Source organism: Myxococcaceae bacterium JPH2 (assembly GCA_016458225.1).
Lineage (GTDB): Bacteria > Myxococcota > Myxococcia > Myxococcales > Myxococcaceae > Citreicoccus.
The window spans coordinates 83,456-109,348 of record JAEMGR010000018.1 but is presented as its reverse complement, the minus strand read 5'-3'; the positions used below and the strand labels follow the sequence as shown (position 1 = coordinate 109,348).

The following is a 25,893-nucleotide window of genomic DNA, read 5'->3' as shown; positions in this document are numbered from 1 at the left end:
CGGCATCTCAGCCGAGGCGACAACTTCCCTGACACAGGGGGCTTCAGGTGGTCCGATAATCCCAGGGCATGTCACTTACCTCTTGAAGTTCTCAGGAAAAATCACCGCACTGGGCACCAACGGAAGAGCTTCACGATCCAGCATTCTCTTAATAGACGTTATCTCCCCAACATAGTTGCTTCGCTCAAAAACAAACCGAAACCCTTCCCCCACATCCAAATTCCAACTCACCGTAGACTCTCCCTGCATCACTTCAACCCCCTCCCATCCTCCATCCTCCGCAACACCACACGCACACGTAAAAATCAAGTAATTACCAGAAGCACCAACACTCTTCTCCAGTTCATCAAAAACAACCACCGAACCCCGAAACGGATCAACACACCCAATATCATCCCCATCAATAAACACCCTAACAAACACCGCATTCGAAAAATGTATCCCATCCAAAACCTTCCGCTCCTCACCAACCACCCGCTCAAGACTCAAGCCAAACAAATTCATCACTCACTCCCATGCCTGGGCGCCAAGGGAAACTGACTAGACAGCTCGGGATTCGGATTCACGAAAACCTTATGCACTCTCGACGACTGCCCCGACGCGGGAGTAACAATCGAATCAACCATGTTGTTCGGAGTAATATCAAACGGATACGATTTAGTGTAACCAACCGCGAGACTTTTCGGATCAACATAACGTCGATCGGGATTCGCAATAGTGTCTTCACGCAGTCGCGCAACATCGACATTCTCATCAAACTGCGTGCGATTCTGATTGGGGGCGCGTTCAAGGTTATATCGGTGCCTCAAATAAGAGTGTTCACTAATAAAATCCGCCTCAGTCCTGCCGCCATTCTCCTTATAGAATCCGTAACTCTCAAGCTCTTCCTTACGAAGAGAGGCCTTCAAGCGCGCGTACTGCGCAGCCGACTCCACACGCTCTTCCAAGCCAATGAAATTGGCATTCATCTGGAGTTCGACTCCAGAGAATTCGGCCTTCTTGCCCTCAACATGGGCTCGTGCCTGGGGCAGGAAATCCTCCCACCTCCTTGCCACAGTCTCAGCCTCAGCCTCCCCTGCAATAGACACCACTGTGGAATCAGCCGCCCCGAGCTTTGGCTTCGACAGCAATCCAGACGAACCGAGCGCCAGACGCAACCCGCCGTTGAGTGCCGCCCCACGGAGGCTCACTTTGAGCAACTGCGAGAGGTCAAAGGATTCTCGGCCATCAATGGTCAACTCGACTGATTGCTCTAGCGAGTCACCGAAGGCCCCAAGCAGGAAGCCCTCACTCGCATCCAATCCTGCCCCCAACAGCAGCGTTGCAGCACGGCCTAGCCCCCACCGAGCAGCCAAGCCATCCGCTGCAGCTCCGACACTTCCCGAAAAACCCATCGTTGTGGCAAAAATTAGCCATTTTGAGGCACCAATCACACCATCGCGGGTGTCTCGCACGGCCAGCTCACTCTGAGTCAGCAGCGTCGCGAGAGGGAAACCTGACTGAGCCCATGCATCAACAGCTTCTAGGTATTCACGGGACTGGCTCGGGTGAACAAGCATCCCTCGGTCGGTGAGACTGTTCGCCACCAAGGCGCGGTGATGGTCTTCGACTGTGCTACCAGGGGATTGACCATCCGGATCCGTGTACCGAAGCGGGTTGCCGTTGGCATACAGCCATGTCTGTATGCCTGTTGGTATGCCCAAGTAGCTGCCAGCACCGACTGGATCCTCGGACAAGAATCGTCCAGTCGTCGAGTTGTACCAACGCTGTTGTGCGTAGGTGAGACCAACATCGGCGTCCCACGCGTGGCCCGTGTATCCGAGGCTGGCCTGCGTCGACGTCGGCGCCGTGTCACTCCGATACCCACCCCACGCATCGTAACGGGACGCGGTCAGGTTACCGCCGCCATTCACCCGCCCTGCTGCACTGCCCAACGCATCGTGGAGAACCCGCTCAGCACCTACTCCAAGGACAAGACCAATTGCGCGCGTGTACACCAGCGCGGACGGCCCAGGCAGGCGCTCCTCGAGCAGTTCTCCTTCGCCCCACTGGTAAGTCGATATGGACGCAGAGCCGGTCTTGCGCTGGACTCGGAGGCCATCCCAACCGTACGTGTACGTGGTCGTGACACTGCTGCCTCCTGTTGGTGTCACAACTACCTTGGCCAAACGCCCTGCCCCATCCCAGCCATATTCCTTCTGCGCGCTAGCGGACTTCTCAGACGTCACTCGGCCAGAGACGTCCGTTACATAGGTTGCGAGTCGCTTTCGCGCCTCATCTGACTCCAACTCGTTGAAGATTCCTTCCAGTCCGCCTCGGGAGTCGAAGCTGTAGCGCCAATGGCGCTCGGCTACTTGGTTGTTGAACCCCGTCGCCGGCAACGACAATGCTCCTGCATATCCTGGCGCAGTCTCCTTCTCTTGCAAGCGCGTGCCATCATCTGCCAGACGATAGAGCACGGCTCTTCCGTCTGGGTTTCGGACCCCAGCCAGTCGGTCCGCGGCGTCGTAGCCATACTCCGTGACCTCGGTGCCCGTGCCCGCGCCCCGGTACGTCTCCTTTAGTCGGTTGCCTCGCCCATCGTATTCATACTCAAACAGACTGTAGCGATCCGATGCAGTGCTCAGGGCACTACAAGTAACGTCCGTTGTGCCATTCAGGATGGCCTTCATCCGCCCGCGAGAGTCGTAGCAGCGGCGCTCCACCACATTGCCGCCCTTGACGGAAAGCAAGCGTGCGCCACCGGCCTCCCATTCGAGCGCCGATTCTCCTGCAGGTCCCGTTACGGATTTGATCCGATCCAAGGAATCGAACCCATACCCCACGGCCCCAGCCAGCGACATCACGCTGTTGCGCTGGCCGTTCGTGTGGTAGCCGAATGTGACCGTCTCCGAGCCTCGCCGCTGACTCCTAAGTCGCCCACGCGCGTCGTACCTATACTCGCTCTCCACCGTCCCGCTCGCGCCGCGCGTCTCAAGCACCATCCGGGGCCGGTCTGCGGCCGTGTAGCCCAGCGACACCGCAGTCAGCGTCGTGTTTCCGGCGCTCGCGGGCCCTGGTTCGTAGGTCACAGTCGAAGCGCGGCCGCGCCCGTCCATGAGCGTGCGGATCGCGTCGCCATTCCCATCCACCTGCGTCGCCACACCCGCAGCCCAGGTTGTCTGCCAGCGGGCACTTCCCCGCGTGCGCAGCACCTGTCGGCCCAGACTGTCATAGGCAAATGTCTGTTCGGCCGTTGGACTCCCGCTGGGCGGCGTCACTTTTGTCAGCCGGAGGAGACCATCGTATTCGTACGCGAAGGAGCCACTGCTCCCCGGCTGGGTTACGCCCAGGAGTTCGCCTCGCGCACCTCGCGCGTACTCCCAGACTGTCTCATCCGTCGTTCCGTAGGCAAACGCTACCTTCACGACGCTTCCATTGGCGTCGTAGGTGTACTGGGTTCCGTCGTAGTCGCCCAGCTTCCCATATCGCTTCGTCTTGAGGAGACCTCGCGGCCAGTACTCGTAAAGCGTTTCGCGCCCGTCTGGGTCCTCACGCTTCTGCAGTTGGCCATCTTTGTAATAGGTGTACTTTGTCTCCTCGAGCCCCGAGGCTGCGGCCACGCCAAACTTCTCGGTCTTCAGGACGCCGTCGACATACGAATACGTCGTTGGCACTGCCCCTGAGGGCTGCTTCTTCAGGACATTGCCCGCAGCGTCATACTCCCAGGTGTCCGTGTCCGCGCCGATCTTCAGGGAGAGGACATTCCCCAGCGAGTCCACTTCGTAGGTCGACACCCGCGTGTCGGTCTGCCCGTCCACGGTGTCTATCTGTGTCTGAGTGGCCGTGCGATTCAGCCAGGTCGTCGTCGTCTGGTAGCGATACGACCGGGTCCCTGATGCCCAGGTCTCCAACTCATTGAGCACCCGGCCTTGGTCATCCCGCCCCAAGTACTCGGTCTTCGCGGTCCACCCCGAGCCCTCATTCACTTCACGAGACAGCTCCCAGGGACCGTCCAGCGTCACGTCCAAGGTGCGCGACGTTCCGCCCCCTGAGACCTCGAGACGCACCAAACGGCCGCGCGCATTCTCCTTTCGAGTGGTGACGATCGGAGTCCCGCTTCCAAAGTTCGCCGTCTCCGTGACCTGCTTTTCTTGGACGCTGTAGGAATAGTCCCACTTCATCTGCGGCGTCGTCTTGTTTGCCGCGATCGTCTTCGATGACAGGCGCCCGAGGTCGTCGTAATCGTACGTGCACTTGAAGCCTACATCGAGGCGCCTCTCGACATGCACACGTCCCGCATCATCGAGTTCGTAAACCGTGGCATGGAGTTCGGCATCGACCTCTTGCGTCTTGTTTCCGAGCGGATCGTAGTAGGTCTTGGTGACTTCGTTCGTCGGAGACGTGTAGGACCAGACCTGCCCCCGCTCCGTGTACTCGAACTTCTCCACCGAGGGCTGTCCATCGATGAGGCGATGCACTTCCAAGACGCGCCCGGCGGGGTCCAAGAACTGCGTCTCGGTCTCCGTCCGCTTCGTCTGCGCGTTCTCGTCGATGACACGCGATACCACAATCTTCAGCGGCGCTGTCGTATAGGTTCGGGTCTCCAGCTGAGTCAGTTCGCCTGTCGTTGTCTTCACGACCCGCTTGCGCTCAGTCAGGCGGCCCAGGACGTCACCATAGACATACGTCTCGACCAGGCCTGACTCCCGGTCTTCCAGGCGGGTCAGCCGCCCTGCGCTGTCGAACAGTCGACTGGCGTGGACTGCACCCGAGGGACTCACGCTATCGACACGTTGAGCATTCCCCAGCGGGTCAAACGTCGTCATGACCTGCTCATGCGAACCCTGGCTGCGTCGCACCGAGTTCCCCTGAGCATCCAACTTGACCGTCTCGACATCGTTATCGCCCCAGTTCCACGACACGGGGCGCCCGAGTCCGTCATAGCCAACCTGGGTCGTCCGCCCCAGGCTATCGGTCGTTTCGAGAGGATTGCCCTCGGCGTCTCGCGCGTACGACGCCTCGAACAGCAGCCCCACCATGACATGAGTGAGGTTGCCCGAATCGTCATAGACATACTTATGAGGATGGCCCATCTCATCGGTCACCGTGTCCAACCGACCGCCCTGTGCGTACGCATAGGAGCGCGTGACCTCGTGGGCGGGATCTCCAACCATGAAGGATTCGGAGGCGAGTACGCCGTCGACATACTTCATCTTCCGTCGATGGTTCGCACTGGTTCCCAACGTCGGTCGGTTGAGGGTCTCGGTGACGGTAAGACTCGGGATCCCATCCGGCGCTGTGGTCTCCTGATAGGCGTAGTTCCAAACTGCCGGGGGAGTTCCATTCTGCGCGGTCGTGAGCCGCCGACCCAGCGCGTCATACTCATTGATGGACCAATTCCCTGTCTCCCCCTCCGAGACAGAAGTCAGGCGACCATAATTGTCATACACCAATGCGCGGGTCAGCGTGGAGAAGCCGGTGGTCGCCGCCCCCAGGGTCAGCACCGCGCGTTGAGGCTGGCCCAGCGCATTGAATTCAGAGAACTGGACCTGCCGTCCCGCCGCGTCTTGGTAAGACTCCAATGTGCCGTCCGCATCATAGGCCGCATTGGTCATGACGGACTGGGACTCCTGTCCCTTTTTGACAGACAGCGACTGGAGGTCTCCCGTCGCCGAGTGGGGCGCCTCCATCGTGACCAGTCCATCCCCCGTTGAAACGTGAGTCGCTTCGGGCACCCCAAATTTCGGGTTCCAGACGTTCTGGCTCAACTTCCCGTCCGAGGGCAGTCCGGCCACCGACGCACTGCCCGCGGGCACCTGGGTCAGGTATTGTTCAAGCAACTGCAAGCGGTCGTTGGGCGTGCTCGCCACCGTTCGCAATGACCGCGAAGTTGAGCTGGTCTGAAAGACTGCCCCGCCCCGACTATCACTGCCCCACTTCGCGGTTGCCTTGCCCGCGGGCGTGGACATGAGGTTGTAGTTTCCAGACTCGTTCAGCTTCAGGCTCACCGGGACGTTGTCCGGGAGTGTGACGCTTCGCGTTTCTGCACCATAGTTGATGCGCAGTTGCCCATCCGTCATCCCCGATTCCTTGACCTCGGAGACAAGCTCCAGTGCGGTCAGGTGCACGTAGGGTGGGGTCGTGACATTTCGCGAGTAGGTCGCACGCCAAACTACCGGCTCTTCCGCGGTCTCGGTTGCGCCGTGGATGAGTCGCGCGGTCTCCAGCTCATTGCTGGCATTCCAGCGATCATTCGCGCTCACGGACGCCGAGAGCGGGACATAGGAATACGCGTAGATCTGGGAGGGCCCCCCCGGAGTCCGGACCGCACGCGTGAGGTTGCCACGGTCGTCGCGGGTGAACTCCACTTTGTAGAGCACCGTCGTCCCAGACATGAGCGAGACAGACTTCAGCCATTGCATCACGGTCTGCTTGGAGAGCTGCACCAACTCCGGCAGGGGATGCTGACCGGAGGCAACGATGGGCTCGTACTCGAAGCTCAGTGCGAGGCTGCCCTTCTCGCCCAAGCGTTGGACGCTGCGGACCATGTCCGTCTGGTTGTCGTACGCCAGCGTCGTCCATCCCAGACCATTCTCTCGGCCGTGCGCGTCCGCGTAGCGCGTCAGCAACCATCGCCGACGCCCCTCCGACTGCGGCCCCTGCGCGGGACGGTTGAACTCGAAGCGCTCGCCCGTGGACGTCGTGAAGACAACCTTGTCAGCGCGCTCCTCTCCGTCCGGCATTTCCAGCGGCGCATCCACCGTCAACTCGTGCCCGTGCGAGTTGTCCGTCTTGCAAGAGGTCACACTCCCCAAGTGCCCAGGGCGCAGGTCCTTCGTGCATTCAGGAAACGCAAAACCCTGGCCGTTGATGACGACCAGGTAGCGGCCCACCTCCTCCTCACGCACCCAGCCTTCGTAGTTGTGCGTCCACCCCACTCCGAGTGGGCGCACCTCGTTGCTCTGGTTGTTGTACGTGCGGGTGAAACCCATGCTGCCCGCGAGGAAGGGAACCGAGAAATCCTCATGCGTCAGGGAGAGGAGTCCCGATGCCAGGTTGACGCCATTCAGCGTCGGCTGCCCCACTGGCACAGCATTCGAACTCGTGAATGACCCCAGCGGCCGCCCCAACCCACTGACAATGCGTTCCTTGTTCGGACCAATGGGTTCCAGCACCAGGTAGATGGCGACCGAGGCTTCTTTGCTTCCTGGCATGCGCCCGCGCGCCAGATATGCGGGCAGTGGCAGGCGGATTCGCCTCGCCCCCGCCGCGGTCATGGTTCGCGATTGCTGGAGCTCGGCCTTGATGCTGCCTCGCCCGGTGTCGAACACCGAGTACTTGCCATCAGGCTGTCGCTGGACCAGCGCCTCCTTCAGAATGCTCCCTTCCTCGGGGCCGCATCCCTCGTTGAGGCACAGCTTGACCATTCCCGCGGTGATCTTCGCGGGGTCGAGCATGAAGTCAGCCATCGCGGGCCGCGAAATGGGTCGCCCCACCGCCGGCGTTCCATCCGGCGAGGACTTCGTCACCGAGGCATCGGCCGTAAACGACGTGGAGACCGTCAGGTCGTCCTTGCGCGCCGCCAACCCCTGGAAGTTGAAGCGGTACAACACGTTCTCTGCATTGCCGCTCAGGTACAGCTCGACGTAGAGGATGTCGCTCGCACTGAGGACATCCGCGAGCGAGTCACCGCCACAGCTCGCGGTAATGGTGTGCGCGGCTGTGTCCAGGGTCAGCGGACAGTCGATGCCGAACTGATCCGACCCCAAGCGCACGCGGTAGTCACCACTCAGTGTTCCCGCGCGGCCCGGGTCGTCCGGAGCCAAGAGGCTCGCCAAGAAGTCATACGAGAGGTCCTGCGGGCTGCTCGCAGGCGCGGAATTGGTTCCCGTCTCGAGGGGTCGTGTGCCAGCGCTTCCGGTCGCAGACACCTTCGGGGAATCCAGCGCCAGCACGCGGAACTCGTGCTCCCGCGCGAAGTCGTATTGCTCCGAGACAGCGCCCTCCGCATCGAGTCGACGGAACACGCTCTTCAGGAACAATGCCCGCGCCGGCAGGCCGGGTGGATTCATTCCACGCGGGTTCGGCTCCTCGAAGCGTGGCGGCGTCGCCTCGTTCTCAGCGGGGCTGACATAGCCGTCGCCGTCACGGTCTCGCTCAAGCAGGCGATTGCCCACCACGTGCAAGTAGTAGTTCGCGCGCACGAGGTTGTTGAGGGTCTTCTGCTTCCCCTCCTGATTGACCATTCGAAGCGAGGCTTGGATGTTGACCGTGTTCTGCCCTGGCGCCACCTGGAACGTCGTGACAGCCGGCTGCTCCACCGCGGTCCCCGTCACGCGAACAATCTGCCCCTCGAGAGCAGGAACCCCCTTGGGGACGTCGCGCAGCTCCTGGTCGTCCTTCAGACACGTCGCCCGCTGCACCGGGGACGCCGTGGGCAAGAGCTCCGAACAATAGACCTCCAGCGGAGTGCCGCCCCGTGCGTCATCATCTGTCAGGACTCCGGGCGCGCAGGTGCCTCCGTCCGACTGGAAACCTCGGACGCACGTCGCTCCGCCAGCATCCGGGCCAGGAACTCCACCGTCGCCTCCGGTTTCCCCGGTCCGAGGGGGCTCTTGCTTCGCACGGCGCACACGCCAATGCGTGACCACCTGCACCGCGTCATCCCGCGTCGTCCCGGCTCCCCCTGTCCGGATGAGGTGGGCCGCCGGGCCCTGCTTGAAGCCATCATCCTGGGCGCGCCGTTGCACGCGGACGTCGATTTCGGGCGGATAGAGATCCACGTCTCCAGGAATGCCCAACTCCGCCTGCGTGCAGTGCGAGATGGAGACTGTCTGGTCTCCCTCCTGAATCTTCAGCAGGCCATTCGCATCCGCCGCACACAGACCATCCGGTCCACGGGTCGAGGTGTTGACCGGGGGGACCGTCACCGTCGACATGCCCGCGTAGCCGGTGGCGTGGTTCACCGCGAAGACGACCAACCGGTCTCCCGGAACCAACCACAAGAAGCTCCCCGCGGTTTCGCCACACTCGGCCCGGAAGAACTGCTTGTCCGCCTCGGTCTTGGGTCCCGAAGCCTCCAATTCCTGACAGCGCTCTTTGGTCGCTCGCGACACGCCGTGGGTGGGCCCGAGCCTCACGCGCGAGTACTCGCCCTGCGCGCCCTGGGGCGGGTGTTGGGCGTCCGAGCACTCCTCCGTCAGCGGCTGCGTCACCGCGTACTTCGCCAGCGGGTGCTCCAAGTCATCCTCGCGGAAGAAGTGCACCTCGGTCGTCGCCACATCGTCTTCGGACACCGTACGAAGCTGGCCCGAAACCGGATCAACCGAGGTCTTCGTCACGCCCTTGCAAATGCCAGGCACCGGAGTGCCGTCCTTGGTCTTGAACGTGACGCGACCGTGCAACAGCCGAACATCCACGAGGATGTCGGCACGCGTCGTGCCTCCCGGAGATAGCCAGAAATCCGGAGAGCAGGTCGAGAAGGAGCTCCCCACGCTGTCGAAGCGGGTGTTGCCATTGGCATCCAGTCGCGCCACCCACCGAGGCCCCAGGGGGATGTCCGCGCACGCAATGCTCATCGTGTTCGACGCGAGCAGCGGGACCAACGTGGAGTACTGGCCCGAGGCCTCCGTCGCCGCCGTGGTGTCGACCGTGCTGGTGATGTCCACCCGCACTCCCTGGAACCGAGCGGAGCCCTGCAGCGGATCCTTCGCGCCGTCCTCTGAACTGTCCGACTCCTTCACGAGCGTCAGCTTCGCGCGCCGCGGAGCCCCCGCACCGCCATCCTCGAGAATGGGCTCCAGCTCCGCCTTCAGCCGAATGGCACGCACGTCGTACGGCGTCCGCCCTGTCAGCGTGAACGTGGTGGTCCCAGGCGCGAGCGTGACCTCCGTGAAGAGGGAGACCTCTCCCTCTCCTTGAACCTGCCACTCTTCCCCGGCCTCCGGAGCCAGCCGCCCGCCCGTCGGAGAAACACCCTCCACGGTCGCGTTGACGACCGTCGGCGGCGCGCCTCCAGATGCCTGGGCTGACGAATACCTCGCCGAGAACTCGAGGGCCTGCGTGTAGGGCAGGTCCACCTCCACCGTTCTGGACAGCGACGCCGCAGCAGGTGCCATCAGCGTCAGCGCGGTGACGTCCTCTCTCGGCGTGCGCACGACGCCCCAGACGCGCGACGAGCCCCCAGGGAACGTGTCCAGGATGCCCAGTCCTACCGCCAGCCCGGCGAGCCATTGAGCGTGGGCCGTGCCAAGTACAGCCTCTCCCATCCGCTGCCACAGCGTGGGAGGCGAGCGGGATGGAAGCAGTTCGTTGAACCCCAATCCTCCATCCGTCCCGCCCCCCGTGCTTCCCGGTACGCCACCCGCCTGAGCGAGCGCGGCCTCGACCTGGAGCTGCTGCTCCGGCGAGATCTCCATGTAACCGAAGTACTCGAACGAGGCCGAGGCCACGTCGCCGTCCGAGACAATTCCCTCGGGAGTGACGTGCCCGAAGCCCACGCGCTTGAGCGCGAGGCGCTTCTCGTCCTGCGCGAGCAGCACCACCATGCGCCCCACCGCGAGCGACGTCCGATTGGGCAGCGTCAGCTTCACAGACTTCATGAAGTGGACCTGCTCGGGCCCCAGTTGCCACAGGGCCGCCACCGCGGCGCGATCCTCGATGGGCACAGGCCGCGCATAGGGCGGCAGCTCCGTCGCGGAAAGGAAGCCCGACACCGAGCCGTCCAGGAAGGACAGCCCCCCTGCTGGGATCTCCAGCTTCATGGCCCCCTGAGTGCCATTGAAGCTCACCGTCCCACCACTCGCGCCGTCCACCGCCTGCGCCGATGCGCTGTTCACCGCCACCAACATGAGCGGCCGGTCCTTCGTCTCCTGCTCCGCGGCGACGACGAGGCTGCGCCGCACCGTGGGCAGCACACGACCATCCGAGGTCGTGCCGCCCTCGAATCGCACCACCACCGAGCCCGGGTGGATGCCCAGGAGCGCCCAGTTCCCGTCCGGCCCCGTCCGAGCCGACGCGTCCTGTCCCATCACCTGCACGCGCACGCCCGGCACCGGCTGGAAACGCTCGTCCAGGACGACGCCGCGCACCACCGTCAGCGGGCGACGCACCGTGAACTCACTGGAGAACGTCGTCTGCTGATCCGGCCCTTGGCCGGCCTTCATCCCGCTCACCTTCACGATGACGCGCTCGCCGACGGGAAGCGACCTGCGCGCCACGAAGGTCATCGTCTGACCTCCCGGCGCCAGCGAATAGCCGCCCTCCAAGAGCTCGCCCCGTGCCCGCACCTCGAAGTGTTGCGCCGCGGTCGCCTCGTCCACGGGCTTGTTGAAGGCCACGCTCACCAGAGCATCCGTCTCCACGCCCTCCGTGCCCGATGCCGGCTCCACGCCGGTCACCGCCAGCGGCTCCTGCGTCGCGTCGCGATAGCGCACCGTCACGCGCGCCGAGCTGGAGAGCCCCTGCGCATCCGTCGCCATCACATCAATCGTGTTCTCACCCAGTGACAGGGGGACCTGAGCCTCGTAGACCCCTGGAGACACCATCGCCGCGGCGCCCGTGCCGATGGAGACCGAGGACACCTGCGACGCGGAGGTCACCTGCGCGCGCACCGTGACAATGGGCTGCTCGGCTTGCGTCCCCTCCAGCGGCGTCAGGATGGTCACCACCGGAGCCACGCTCGGGATGAACAGGTGTTGCACCAGCTCGCGATGGTTCCCCGCGAGGTCCTCCGCGACGATCTCAATGGCGTTGTTGCCGGCCTGAAGCGGCAGCGCCACCGAGAATCCTCCGGCCACGACAGGCACGGAAATGCCCCGCACCGTCAGACTCGCCAGGTTCGCGTCCCCCACGGTTCCCTGCAGCAGATACGGGCTCTCCGAGACCTGCGCGGGATTGCTAGTAGGCCGAGTCAGCTGGAGATAAGGCGCCGTGCGGTCCACGGTGACCGTGCGCTGCGCCGATGCCACGCGCCCCAGTGCATCCGTCACCTGGATGGACAGGGATTGCTTTCCCTCCAACAGCGCCAGCGAGGCACTGAAATGCCGCGACGTCACGGCGGCGGGCAATCCATTCACCGTGACCTGAAGCGGAAGCGCGCCCTCGTCCACCCGTCCGGTGACGGCGAAACGCATTCCGCCCACCACGGTGCCGTCCGCGGGTGACTCCACCACCAGCGACGGTGGCGCCTCCGCCGCACCGCCATCCCGTCCGGAAGTGCCCGCGTCCGGACCCGGAACTCCGGCATCCTGTTGTGGCGGCGTCCCAGCATCCGAACTCCCCAATCGGATCAGATTCAACGTGGCCTGAGCAGACTGCCCCAGTCGGTCCACCACGCGAACGAGCGCCGCCTTGGGTCCCACGGGCACTTCCAGCGTGTGCGCGAAACGACCGCCCGCGCCCACCGGAACCGAGACACCATCCACCGTGAGCTGAGGCGTGTCCGTGGGATCTCCCAACGTCACCTCGCCCCGCACCGTGATGAAGGCCTCCGTAAAACGGTAGCCCTCGGGCGGATCCGTCACGACCAACGTCGGGGCCGCCGTGCCCACAGAGAGGCTGCGCGTGACGGTGGAGGTATTCCCCGCCGCATCGGTCGCGCTCACCACGATCTCGGTCTGGCCAGACTGCAGCACGTACGTGGTGGAGAAGGCTCCGCCCTCACCCAACACCACGGGCGTTCCGCCGACCTTCACCGTCAACTCCGTCAGGTCGGTCGCGGTCCCGGCCACCATCACCGAGTTTCCGGTCACCGGGGCATGATCGAGGGGTGCGGCCACCACCAACGCCGGCGCGACCGTGTCCCGGACCACCTGGAAGGACAACGCGGTCGAGTTGCCCGCATCGTCAAAGGCAACCACCTCGAACGCATTACCGCCCTCCGTCAGCGGCACGACTGCGCGGTACTTGCCATCCGGTCCCCGCACCATCGGGATCCCGCCCAGTCGAACTTCGCCCAGGGGACCGTCGTCGTTCGCGCGAACCACGACACTCGCCTCGGATGCTTGCGTCACGAGGTCCGTCGAGGGCGACTCCAGCACCACGGTCGGAGCCACCGTGTCGACCGCGAAGTGGAGCGTCACGGCGCGCTCGTTGCCCAGCGCATCACGCGCCGTGACAACCAACGTGTGGCTGCCCGTCGCGGCAACCTGCCCGCCGCTGGTGAACGGCTGGCCATCCAGCGTCGCCGAGACCTCTGGCGAGTGAGCATCCGTCGCGGTGAACGTCACCTCCACGGGGACGCGGTAGCGCGCGCCGTCAGCCACACCAAACACTGAGATCTCAGGGGCGGTGGCATCGATGGTGAAGTGAGCCACGGAGATCCGCTGATTGCCCGCCAGGTCCTCCGCCTTCACCTCCAACAGGTATGCACCGTCCGCGGTGACGCTCGTTCCGCTCACAAACGGCGCACCGTTCAGGGCCGCGCCCACCTGCTTCAGGTTCGCATCCGACGCGCTGAACGTGGGCGTCACCGCCGTTTTCACCAGACTGTTCTCAACGACTCCCGTCAGCGCCACCTCGGGCGGCGTGAAGTCGAGCGTGAAGTGACGCGTGGCCTTCGTCTGGTTTCCCGCCTTGTCCGTCGCGGTCACTTCAACAGTGCGCGCGCCCTCGGCCGAGACCAGGTCTCCGCTCACAAACGGCTGGCCATCCAAGGTCGCCACCGGCGCCGCATCCACGAGGTTCGCGTCGTCCACGGTGTACGTCACGACCACGGGCTCATTGAGATGACTCCCCTCCGCGGGTCCCACCACCGTCACGCTCGGCGCAATCGAGTCGAGCGTGAAATGCAGCGTGGTCACGCTGAAGTTCCCCGCACGGTCCTTCGCGATCACCTCCAACGTATGGGGGCCGTCCTCCGTGATGGGCGTTCCCTTGATATAGCCGACCTCGTCGAGGGTGTAGACATCCACCTCGAGGAACTGGGTTTCGATGTCGATGACGGGCGTGACCGGGCCCTTCACAAACACCCCATCCTGAACGCCAGTGACCGTGATGACGGGCCCGGTGACGAGGACCGTGAAGCGCACGCGCTTCATCGCCACGCGCCCTTCCTGATCCGTCGCAGTCACCAAGAGTTCATGTGTTCCATGGGCGCTCACCGAGGTTCCCGGCGTCCAGGGATTGCCATCCAGCGTCGCAGACGACGTGGCGAGATACCCTCCGGTCACCGTCCAGGTCGGCGTCACAGGCCCTTGAGTCACCAATCCTTCCGTCACGCCCGATACCGCGATGACGGGAGCCTGACTGTCCAACACCACTGCCCGACACACTCGCGCGACGTTCCCGCAGCTATCCACCACGGCTGCGGTGATGGCATTCACGCCTTCCACCAAGCCAATGTCTGACTGATAGCCATTATGACCGACGATTCCGGCCAGCGCCCCAGCGACCCAGACGCCCTTCGTATCGGGACCGAAAGTGCCCGAAACCGAAACGGGGGAACTAGTGAAGAACGCACCATTCTCCGGCTCGTACATCGTCAGGGGAGGAGGCAACGTATCCGCATCAAACACGGACACACGCGCACTCGAGCCCTGAGCATTCCTCGCAAACACATTGAGCGTGTTCTCGCCCGGCACCAGGGCTACCGGCGCAACTCGGACTCCATTGCCTGAAACAGGCAACTCAACGTTCACGCCATTGATCGAAACCTGGATCGAGCCAACGGCCCCGACGGACTGAACCATCAAGACAGGCATCGACCCAACACCATGCGAAGAGAACGTCTGCGAGACCGAGTTCTTGGCCTCACTCAGCACCCCGGTGTCCGCCATGCCGCATGGAAGCATGTTCAGACTTGCGACAGCGACGCGGACCCGTCCCCCTCCTGTCGCGGAAACCATCAACTGATTGAGGCTCTGACCCGCGAGAGTGACCGCCCGGACAAGCAGGGGAGTTCCTGACGAAATGGCTCCAACAGACACGCCATTCAGCGTCACCGTTGCAGACTGCACCTCGTCTCCACCTTGAGCGTCACCATTCTGAACAACCACAATGGCTGGCTCTTGGCCTTCGCCCGCGAACTGCGCCGTCCCCTGACTACCGCCCTGCACAACCAGCACACCGCCGAGCCAAGCCAAATCGGCAGACTCGGGGACCTCCTCCTCGCAGGCCGGCGCGAGATCCTGAGCCGAGAGCTTCATCCGCGTGGAGGCCTTTGCCGCCCGGGACTTGGGCTCGACGGGCTCCGACTTGCGCGGACACCCCGCGAGCAACACCAGCGCCAGGACTCCCCAACCCCACACCCAAGCTCGGGTCTTCATCACTGCGCCCCCTCGGCCTTCTTCTGCTCCACCACACCCGACAACCGCTCCGGGTAGCGCCTCACCGGAATGTCTTCTCGCAGTCGACGCATGAGCGTCTCCTCGGCCTCATGGCGCGCCTCGGCCGCCAGCTGTCCGCGAACCTCCTGGAACGTGGGCACCACGGTCCGTGGCGATTCCAGGGCTCGCGCGACATGCAGCCCGAAAGCCGTCTCGAATGGCTGGGACACCTCGCCGGACTTCAGCGCGGCCACCGCGGCGAAGAAGCGCGCGTCGATCTGCCCCTCGCGCACGAGCCCCAGGTCTCCTCCCAGCGCCCCCGTCACCGCGTCCTCGGACACCTCGCGCGCCACGGCCGCGAAATCCTCCCCGCCCACAAGGCGGGCATGCGCCGCATTGATCTTCGCCTGGGCCTCCGTCCGCGCTCGGCGGTCAGCGCCCTCCGCGAGCCGAACCACGATGTGGGCCACATGCACTTCCCGGCGCGCCAGTCCTTCCCGACGCGCCTCATACCGCGCCATCAGCGCCTCATCGGTGGAGGTCTCACGAGACAGGCGGTCAAGGTACGCATTCGCGATCACCTCGCGACGTGCGGCCTCGGCACGCGCGGCCACCTCGGGGTCCTTCAAGAGGTCGTCCTCCCGAGCCTTCTCGACGAGGAGCGTGCGCTCCACCACGCCATCCAGCGCGGCCTCCGCCGTCCCCACCCCTTCGTGGGTCTGCAGCCACAGCGCCACGTCCGCCCGTGTCACCGGCGAGCGCCCCACCTTCGCCACCACGTCCGCGGAATCGCACCCCACCAGCCCCCACCCCAACACGCCCACCAGAACCACCCCCAACAGCCCCCGATTCACTGTCCGCCTCCCAGGAACTCGCAGGCCGTTCCGGCCACGCAGTCGCCATCATCACAAGTCGTAGTGCCCGAGGCACCACTCACCACGCGCCCAATACAACGGCCCGCGGCGTCCGGCTTCCAGACGCCCGGCGTGAATGCACCGCGCAGGCCAGCCGAGGCGTCGGGCATCAGCCATGTCCCGCCATCCCAAGCGTCCTGCGCTCCAGACCAAGAGCCCCCCTCAACCGCTTGGCAGCGGAACCCTCCCACCGAATCCACCTCACAGCGTCCAGAGGCACAGACAAAGGCCGTGGACTCGGGCTCACACCGAGCCCCCACTCCGAGTCGCGCCTGCTGGAGGGTGACTCGCGGGGTGTCACTGCCTTGGTGCGCACGCCGCACGAAGAGGCGAGCCCCCGCCGACAGCGGTCCCACGGTCTGCACTCCCGACTGACACGCCAGAGGCACGGCCCCACAGCCATCCTGGGCGAACGCGACATCCGAAGAGGAGAACGAGAGGCTCTCGACCGCTCCGTCGAACGGCAACGACAACCACGCGCCCGCCATGCCCGCGTAGCAGCTGGGCGAATCCGAGACTCCCGTGACCGGGACTGACGTCTCTCCGAGCTTCAGCGGAATGGGCAGCTCACACGAGGCGCCCGAGCCCGTCGGCAAGCGCTCCACCTGTCGGAACACGCTCACCCGCCCGCCCAAGCGATCCATGACCTCGACCTCGAGCCGTGCCGATCCCGTCGTCGTGGCCGTGTAGGGCACCTGAACTGCCGTCTGCGACGGCGCCTCGAAGCGGCCTCCTGGAATCACATCACCGTCGACACGGAACTCCGCCCAAGCGAGCGGAATGTCCAGACTCGACCAGCCGGCAGATAGCGGGATGGGGCGTCCGACAACCAGATAGTCGATTGCATCCAGTGACACCGAAGGCATCGCGCGCGAGGCACCCACGGACTCGGGCAACGGAGACTCCGAGCGGCCCAAGGCTGCCGGTTCTGCCCCCTTCGACGTCCCGGAGGTAGTTGCAAGACTCGGTGCGCTGTCGCTCGCCGGGAGCACGGTGTAGGTCTGCGTCGAGGTCAGCGCTCGTCCGAGCGGATCCTTTACCTCCAGGGACAACGTCACGCTCTGGCCTACCTGTGCCTCGGGGATGCGCAGGTCGTAGAGCAGTGGATAGCTGTAGTAGTTCGCATACGGGATGTCTTGCGTTGCGACAACCGCCCCATTCACTCGCAGAGAATACGCGTATGGCCCTTGAGACCACCAGTAGGACGTATTGATACGATTCACATAAGGCAATGCGCGTAGCTGCGTAGGCAAGCCTCCCGGTGGGCTCGTGAATACAGGAGGCGGCTGGACGGTGACCGTTACCTGAGACCGAACCATTCGTCCGACGCCATCCACAAGCTCCGCGGACAATGTGTCGGTGGTTGCGGTCCCCAATGCAGGCATCCGAACCACAACGTTCGTCCAAGACGCACCTGGCTGCGGAGTCACAGTTCCTACCAGTCGAGAACCAAACCGCAGCGCAATCTGTGCCGGGCTAACGAAGTTATTGTGCCCCACCGCGAGTTCCAGGAACTGGCCGGAGTGATAGGTCGTCCCGTTGGAAACGTTCAGGCTGATGGGCGCTGCGACACCCACGAGAGGAGCAATAGTGACTCGTGCGGGTGGCGACAGAGCCGTCCTCCCGTTCGAGCTTCTCGCGAGAAGCTGCACGGACAACTCAGTCCCTGGGCTCGCGTCCGCTGGCACTTGATGAATGATGCGCAGCTCACGGTCATAGATTGCCCCCACGAGCTTGCCATCAATCAGCAAGTCAAGGCTCTCCACATCGACACCGGACGACTCACCCAACACAACGAACTTGTCACCAGGGCGCAGTTCTGCCCCGGCCACAGGCAGCGTGATACTGACTGACGGCGCAGTGCTCACACGAGGCAGCGTGAATCGTCTCACGCCGTGAATTGCATCCGCCACGACGATGTCGTCCCCGCTCAGGATCGCATCATCTGCGCGCCCCGCAGGGTACTCAGCCACCAGACGTGGGGCATCGACTTGCGTGAAGTCAAATACCTGCACACCCCTGTCTGCCTCGCTCAGGACAGCGAGGCGCCCGTAGAGGCGAGCCCGAACAACGGGGCCCGCAGTGGACACAGTCACCCGCTGCGTCGCAGATGAATCGCTGATGCTCCATGACGTGACCGACGTAGCGTTGGCCGTCACGGCCAATTCGCCTCGCAGCGCGACCGCACTCACAGCGACGCCAGCATAGGTCGCCAGCCTGCGCATGCTGCCCGAGGCATCGGCTCCCAGCAAACTCCAGCCTCCTGCGCCATGGGCCACAGCAGCGTGAATGTCATCCCCCGAGATATCCACCGCGCCACTCGACATCAGCATCGAGGGCACTCCGACCCCATCGGGCAGGGCCAAAGTGGAAATCCTTCCGCCATTCATCGCCCAGAGACGCCCCTTGGCGACCGAGAAACGCGTGACCGCTCCCATCTGGGCCAGCCAGTAGTTTCTGTACCAACCCGACATGTTCAGCGAGAGCCCCCCGCCCTCCTGCTCATAGTTCCACTCAATTCTGTTTCCGAGCAGGTAATAGAGATCATTCCCCATTCGCTCGATTTGCCGACCCGAGAATCCTGTCAGTTGCGACCGCTCGACAAATCGCGTCGGTGATGTGGAATCCAGGTATCGGAAACCCGCGCTCCCGGCGGCAACCACGACACCCCCTCGGTAATCCGAGAGGCCCATTGGGACATCCGAGAATGTCATGGTCGCAGAGGGGGTCGACGTCGGCGACGCCGTACCGTGAACCAGTCGTCGAGCCTCAACTCCCGATCGAGACGCGATCAGGAGGACTCCACCTGAGACCGCAACGTCCGCCCCATCAACCAGCTCTGATGCCACCACAGTTGCAGCACTGGGCTCGCGGACATCGACGATGCGCATACGGCCGTCCGTGCCCAGCACATACGCCATGCCGTTGACGACGCGAAGTGCACGCGGCGCGGCAATCATCGGAGCCGACGACAAGAATGTTCCGGCTTGCAGAGCGTGCACTCGAATTGCCTTGCTTGTAGCAATCACAACACGACCGCTGTCTCTCTCCGCGGACACGATGTTCTCATCGAGTTCAACCCATGAAGTTGACCCGCCGTTACTGCCACTCGCGGTCAGCGTTGTACGAGCCGGGACATACAACCCATTACCGGACTTCTGCATCGCTCCATCGACCGAGGCCCCCACCAACACCGCGGTCCCTCCGTAGGGAAAGTTAACGAGAGGGTGCTCGAGATCGGACAAGTCCAATACCGCGACATAGTTCGGGGTCAGCATCGACGCATAGACCGAATCCCCAAAGGCAGCCACGACACCAAAGGCGTTGTCCAGGTGGCTCGCGACCACGGGCGCAGTCGGGTCCGTGGCATTCACGATGTCCACGCCTCCGGTTCCGTAGGCCAAAACAACGGTGTCACCCGTCACCGCCATGGAGAGCGGCCGGTTCGGCGTCACGAATCGTCCCAGCTCCACGAGGGATACCGGATCGCCTCGCGTCAGGGCACCAATCGTGAATCCCGTCGCCGTCCGGACGTAGACGCGGTCGCCTTGCACCACGAGTTGCTCGGCTCCTTCAAACGAGGATGTGAAGAGTTGTCCTGTCGAGGAGAGCACGGGGGCAATCACTTCCCACTTCACCGTCTTGGTCGTGACGTTGCCCATCCGGTCAGTCACCTGAGCGACCAACTCCAACAGCGTGCCCATCGGCGTCGCCTCGGGCACCGTGTAGCGAATCACCGCCCCACCCGTCGTAACCACCGAGCCGCCCTGGGTCAGGGTTTGCTCGACGTGCAGCACACCGCCCGCATCGGACGCCGTCACTGTCGCCGACAACAGCGAGCCCGCGGCAACGCGCCCCTCAGCCGGCTCCACGGAGAGAGACAGACTCGGCTCCGAGGTGTCATCCACCACGATGAGAGACAGCGAGACCGGAGCGGACTCCCGGCCCTGCAGATCCACCGCCACGGCCTCCACCACGACATCCCGAGACCCCGTCCCCGTCGGCATCAGCAGCGATGCCACGTAGGGGGCTCCCGTCACGCGTTGCTGCTCGACGTGGTCCACGAGGAAGCGCACTTCGCGGACGGCGGCGGGCGCCGTCGTGGCCAGCACGCTCACACGCGCCCCCTCCAAGATGGGACCTGTGCCCTGCCGCTCCAAGGTCGACACCTGAGGCGCTGCCCCCGTGTCGTCCACCACCTGGATCTGCGCTTGGACTGCCGGCCCCCTGCGCCCCTGCGCGTCCACGGCCACCGCAGCCACCGTGACAGACCCGCTCGACGAGACCATCGGAGCCCGCAGGACTCCCGCCCACGTGGGCGCGTTGAACGTGACCGGAGACTGACCCGAGACCGTCACCTCGACTGCGGCAACTCGGGCTGGGTCCTTCGCCAAGAGGCGAACCTGGAACTCCGTTCCTTCCAAGACCGAGCTGGGCAACCCGAGCCCCAGCAGCACGGGCCCCGCCCCGTCATCCACCAAGGACACGGTGCGCTGCGCCGTCACCACGTTCCCGGCCAGGTCACGGACGCGCAGCGTGAGCTGCGTGGACGTTCCAATCCGAGGCAGATCCACTGTGCTCGGCAGACGACTGTCGAGCACCTCCACCACGCGCCCATCGACGAGCAACTCCGCAGTGTACGCATTGAGCGGCTCGTCCTCATCCACCCAGGTCGTGGCCAATGCCAACCGCGTTCCGGGCGCGGCCGTACTCGGCGCCGACAACGTGAGCTGCGGCAATCCCGGGTCTCGCGCCAATCCCAGACGCGACACCGTCGCACCGCGAGCCGCGAACACCCCTCCACCCGTGGCCACCACTCGGCCCTGCACTTCGGGATACTGGCCCGCGACCCGAGGCTCGAAGCGGGCATCCAGCACCGTCAGGCCCGTGTCCGTCCCCACCAGCAGCCAGGCACCGATCGCTCGCACCGAGACAGCCGGCGCCGACAGCGTCTTCGTTCCTGAAGGCGCCAGCACACTCCCGCTCACTGTGAAGCACGCCACCGACGTGCCCGCGACGCAGACTCGGTCGGCCCCCTGTGCGGTCACCGCGACCGCATCCGTCACGTTGACCGAGGCAACCACCTCGGGCGCCGGAGGCACTGCCAGGTCAATCACGGACAGCTGAGCCCCTGCCAGGACGTACAGCCTCTCGCCCTGGACGGAGAGCCCCTTCACGGGGCCGAGAGCGACGCGCGCCTGCAATGCACCCGCCGCATCACGAACTTCGACTCCTTCGTCCGAGCCCACGAGCCAGCCACCTCGGAAGGCGGCCAACGCGGAAGGCTCGCGGCGCAGCGGAATCCGGATCAGCGTCGACAGATCGGACGGCAGCAGGTCCAGTTCACCAGCGCCCGCGACCCGCAGCGCCACCGCGACCTGGTCTCCTCGCGTCGCCAACGCCGCCGCGCCGCCGTCCAGCGACCGCGACGAGAGCAAGGTCCCATCCGCGCGGACATGCGCCTCGACGCGACTGAGTCCGCCCCCGTTGTCACGCAGGACCCACAACTGCTCTCCAGTGAGCGCCATATCCGAGACGGCCTCTGGCCCCTCCAGCGGGAGTTGCACCGCAGCGCCCGCCGCGAATACAGCCAGCACGCCCGTCGACTCGGCGGTGGCATTTCCTCCCAGACCCGAGGCATCGGCGGAGACTCGAACGCTCGCGCCCTCGGGGCCCAGCGGCAGTACGGCTCGACCCGACGTCACAGCGCTGTCGGCTCCGTTCACCTGGACACGCGGCGAGACAGAGGCTCCCGTCGTCGCGGACGCGACCACGGAGATCTGTGAGCCGCCCGTGAACACCGGCCCCTCGGGGTCACTCGTCAGGGTCACGACCGGAGCCACCGTTCCGCTGTCACGCACGCGGATCTGCAGCGTCGCGGGGGCACTCTCCACGCCGCCCTGGTCCTCGACCACCGCGCGCAGCATGGCCGCGCCGCCCTCGGGCCCCACGGTGGGAGCCACGAAGGTGTAGCTCCAGGGGGACTGGGTGAGGACGACTTCGTTCGTGTCCATGGACAGTCGCACGCGGCGGATTCCCGCGGGGGCGATCGGATACACCGTCACCACCACCGGACTCCCCTCGACGAACTCGCTCCCCATTCCTGGGCTCGAGAACGCGACATACATGGGCGCCGTGCTCGGCTCGATCGTGAGCCGCGAGGTCGCCGTCCCCATGTTTCCGCGCTCATCCAGCGCGCTCACCGTCACCACCACGTTGCGATCCGCCGTGACGACCGGCGCGTGCCACCGAACGGTCCACGGAGAACTCGTCAGCGTCGCCACCGGTACGCCATCGACTTCGAAGCGCACTGAGCGGACCGGGTTGGTATCCGTGGCGTTCACGCGCAGGTCCAACATCGAACCTGAGATCACGCGCGTTCCATCCGCGGGTGCCAGGACCGACACCACGGGAGGCGTGACATCCGGCGTCACGGTGAGCGCCACCGGAACCGCGCTGCCCGTCAGGCCGCCTTCGTCCGTCGCCGACGCGGTCAGCACGTGGGCCTCCGCGCCCGACACCATCCGGGGCATGCGCACGCGATGCGTCAGCGTTCCACTCGCCGTCGTCAGCGAGGCATCGCGCTTGATGGAGGCACCGTCCAGGCGCAGCTCCATCGCGCTGAGCTTCGTGTTGTCCGTGGCGGAGACCCCCACGTCCAGCGTCGAGCCTTCCTCCAGCGTGAGCGCCGCAACCGTGGGCTGCGTGAACGTCACCGTCGGCGGGACGTCGTTCACGATCTGCACCGTCACCTGCACCTCGGCCGAGTTTCCGGACCCGTCTTCCGCGCGCGCGAGCAACTGCGACGTCTTGCCCACCTTGTCCGCGGACCACGTGTACGTGAAGACGCCGCCGTTCCCGACCAATGGCACACCATCCACGCTCAACGCCCTCGGGCCAATGCCGCCCGAGTCATCCGTCATCCGAACCTCGAGCAACCACTCAATCTGGGCCGTGAACAAATCGCCCATCTCGACGGGACGACCCGAGTTCTTCACCACCAGGGTCACCACCGGACTGGTGACGTCCACCGTCCGGAACGACGCGGTGCCTCCCTCGGTGACGGTGTTCCCGTTCAGGTCTCGGATGCCCTGCACGCTCAGCACATACTGAGTGGTGGACAGCAACGAGGCCGAGGGCACCAGCGTCAGGCCCATGCCATCCGCGGACACGGTCACGGTCGCCGGCTCGGCAATCGTGCCACGCCACAGCTTGGCCTGAGCGGCGCTCGCCGCATCGATGGGCTCATCGAACCGGACCGTGAATCTGCTGGTGAGCGGCAGGTTCTGCCCACCCTCCAACTGCGCCGGATCCCACGCCACCACCCGCGGTGGACGGGTGTCCGCGCGCTGCACGGACCCCACCAACTCCACCGCCGCACCACCGGGCTGCGTGAGCTTGAGGGTGACGAACCCCAACGGACCGGCCGGAACAAAGACGCGCAACTCGGTCGCGCTCAGGGCGTTGCTCAGCACCTGTCCGCCATCCACCGTCACGACGATGCCTCGCGTGAAACCGGTTCCCGTCAGGGTCACCCAGCCTCCATCTTGAGACACCTTCGACGGGGACACCGCGGTCACCGCCAGCGGCGCCACGTAGACGAAGCCGCCCTCCACGAGCACCCGCTCACCGGACGCCGAGCGCAACTCCACCGTCACCGGTCCCGCCCCCATGGCCGCCGGAGCACGGACCCGAACCAGCGACGCGGTCGCGGGCTGGAGCAGCACAGCGGGCACTCCCCCGAAGCGCACCTCCGACACGGACTCCAGATGCGTCCCCGAGATGTCCACCAGGGCGCCTCCGGCCACGTCTCCGTGGTCGGGCGTCAGCGAGGCGACCTGCATCTGGGTCTCAGCCGCGCCGCCAAGCACGGAGTAGCGCCACGGCCCCGCCAGCACGCCACCGCGAATGTCGGTGGGCGCGAGCGTTGCTTCGACCGTGTAGCGCTGCCCCACGTCGAGCGACGGTGACGGCTTGAAGCCCAGCGTGAACCCTGAGTTCGCTGGCGCTCCCGCCACGGGCACGTTCCCGACGAAGGACTTCACGAGCACGGTGCTCGCCTCGGCCTGCGCCTGAGAGAGCAACGAAGACACCGTCACGGACAGCGTGCCTTCGGGCGCGACCACACCGCCGGGAGCCGGCTGGGCTCCCACCGTCACGGGATACGGCAGGTGATACACCTTCATGCTGGTGGCGTTCGCCGCCACCGCCACGCCCGCCACCACCGCGACGTGCTGCCCCTCGACGCCCAGCGCGGGCGCCCACGTGCGCTCCACCAGCCCCTGGGTGGTATCCACCCACGACAGCCGCTGACGGCCTCCCACCCAGGCCCAGGGCCCGAACAGAGACACCGACAACGCGTCGTTCCACGCGGTGCCCGACTCCCACGCCCCCACCAATTCGGGAGCGTCAAGCTCCGTCGCATCCACCAGCCGAGCCCCTGCGCCCAAGCCCAGCAACAACCGATTGCCATCCGCCGCCATCGAGTAGGCCGGCGCGGGCAATCCACCCAGCTGTCCCAACAGCTCCAACTGGGCATCGTCGAAGCTGCGAATCTCGAGTCGAGACGTCGTGCCCTCATCCACGAGGATGGCCAATCCCCCGCGGATCCGCTCCATCGCGCGGATGTTGCCCCCCAGCACATAGGCACGCGAGACCACGCGGAGCACGCCATCCACGCGGCCGAGCAACGCCAGTTCGTTGCCTCCGCCCATGGCCACGTAGGCCGCGCCCGGGGTGGCGACAATCGCCGTGGGCGTCACATCGGAAGGAGACAGGAAGATGCTCTCCTGCTGCTGTGGCGCGCAGGGCACTCGGGGCCCCATTCCACAGGAGCCCAGCGTGTAGCGGACCACCACCCCCGCGCCCGCCAGGAACGCCTCGTCGCCGCTCACGCGCAGCGCCGTGGCTTGGGTCACTCCCGAGACCTGTCCCAGTTCGTACGGGACCTCCGCCACGGACAAGTCGAGCGCCGTGAGCTGCCCCGCCTTCGCGACCAGCAACGCATTGCCCACGCGAGCCATCGCCTCGGCGCCCGAGCCAAAGGGTCCCCGAGACTGCAGCGTGAACATGAACGCGCCGCTCCAGGCCGCCCCGACGGGACCGCCAGGCGCGGGCGTCGCGATCCGCACATCCGCGGCGCCCGTGATTCCATCCGGCACTCGCACCCGCAGGGTGGTCGAGGACAGCAAGCGGACCTCGGTGGCGGGCAGGCCCCCGAACGTCACCAACGAATCCGAGAACAGGCCCTGGCCCGTCAGCTCGACATACGCCTGACTGTTGAAGGGGGCAGACGTGGGTGACACGCCCGTGAGGCTCGGCGCAACCAAGTAGCGATACGCCCCAAGCTTCACGTCCGACAGTCCGCCCACGTTCTCCACGCGGACCGCCGCCGGACCCGCCACACCCGGAGGCACCTTCACCGAGATAGAGCGTCCATCCGGGGCGACGGTCCGCTGCAGAGCCGGGGTGCCACCGATGGACACCAGGCACCCCTCCACGAACCGCTCGCCCTGAATGAGGACGGTGTCCCCTCCCGCCTCCAGGCCGTATCCAGGAGTCACTCCGGTGATGCGCGGGCGCTCGGCGCTCGCGGTGGAAGCCGTGCTGAAGCGGATGTCCACATCCACCCCGAGCTTCCCGCCCGCCACGTCCGCGAGGTCCTTGCCCACATGCAGGCGGTAGCGCGTGCCACTGAGGAGCGGCACATAAGGCTCCAGCAGGAGGTCCGC

At 65.1% G+C, this 25,893-nt stretch carries 4 protein-coding genes (1 of these 4 running past the window's edge); all 4 read right to left on the bottom strand.

Going from position 1 to position 25,893, the window contains the following annotated elements:
- Positions 1 to 75: 75 nt before the first annotated feature.
- Tightly spaced (each overlapping or abutting the next), the 4 genes in view from JGU66_25485 to JGU66_25470 form a layout consistent with a single transcriptional unit that may run on beyond the window.
- Positions 76 to 504 carry a hypothetical protein gene (locus tag JGU66_25485; protein MBJ6764141.1) on the bottom strand — a complete coding sequence of 143 codons (429 nt, stop codon included), beginning with the start codon at positions 502 to 504 and terminating at the stop codon, positions 76 to 78.
- A complete protein-coding gene (locus JGU66_25480; protein ID MBJ6764140.1) occupies positions 504 to 15,248 on the bottom strand; it encodes a hypothetical protein in 14,745 nt (4,914 codons plus the stop codon). The genes JGU66_25485 and JGU66_25480 overlap by 1 nt, the downstream gene beginning before the upstream one ends.
- Positions 15,248 to 16,102, bottom strand: coding sequence for a peptidyl-prolyl cis-trans isomerase (locus JGU66_25475; GenBank protein ID MBJ6764139.1), 855 nt, complete (start codon positions 16,100 to 16,102; stop codon positions 15,248 to 15,250). The genes JGU66_25480 and JGU66_25475 overlap by 1 nt, the downstream gene beginning before the upstream one ends.
- A protein-coding gene (locus JGU66_25470; protein ID MBJ6764138.1) for an IPT/TIG domain-containing protein crosses the window boundary here: on the bottom strand, positions 16,099 to 25,893 show its 3' portion. It continues 19,236 nt past the right edge of the window; only the last 9,795 of its 29,031 coding nucleotides appear in the window; the start codon falls outside the window, past its right edge; its stop codon occupies positions 16,099 to 16,101. The genes JGU66_25475 and JGU66_25470 overlap by 4 nt, the downstream gene beginning before the upstream one ends.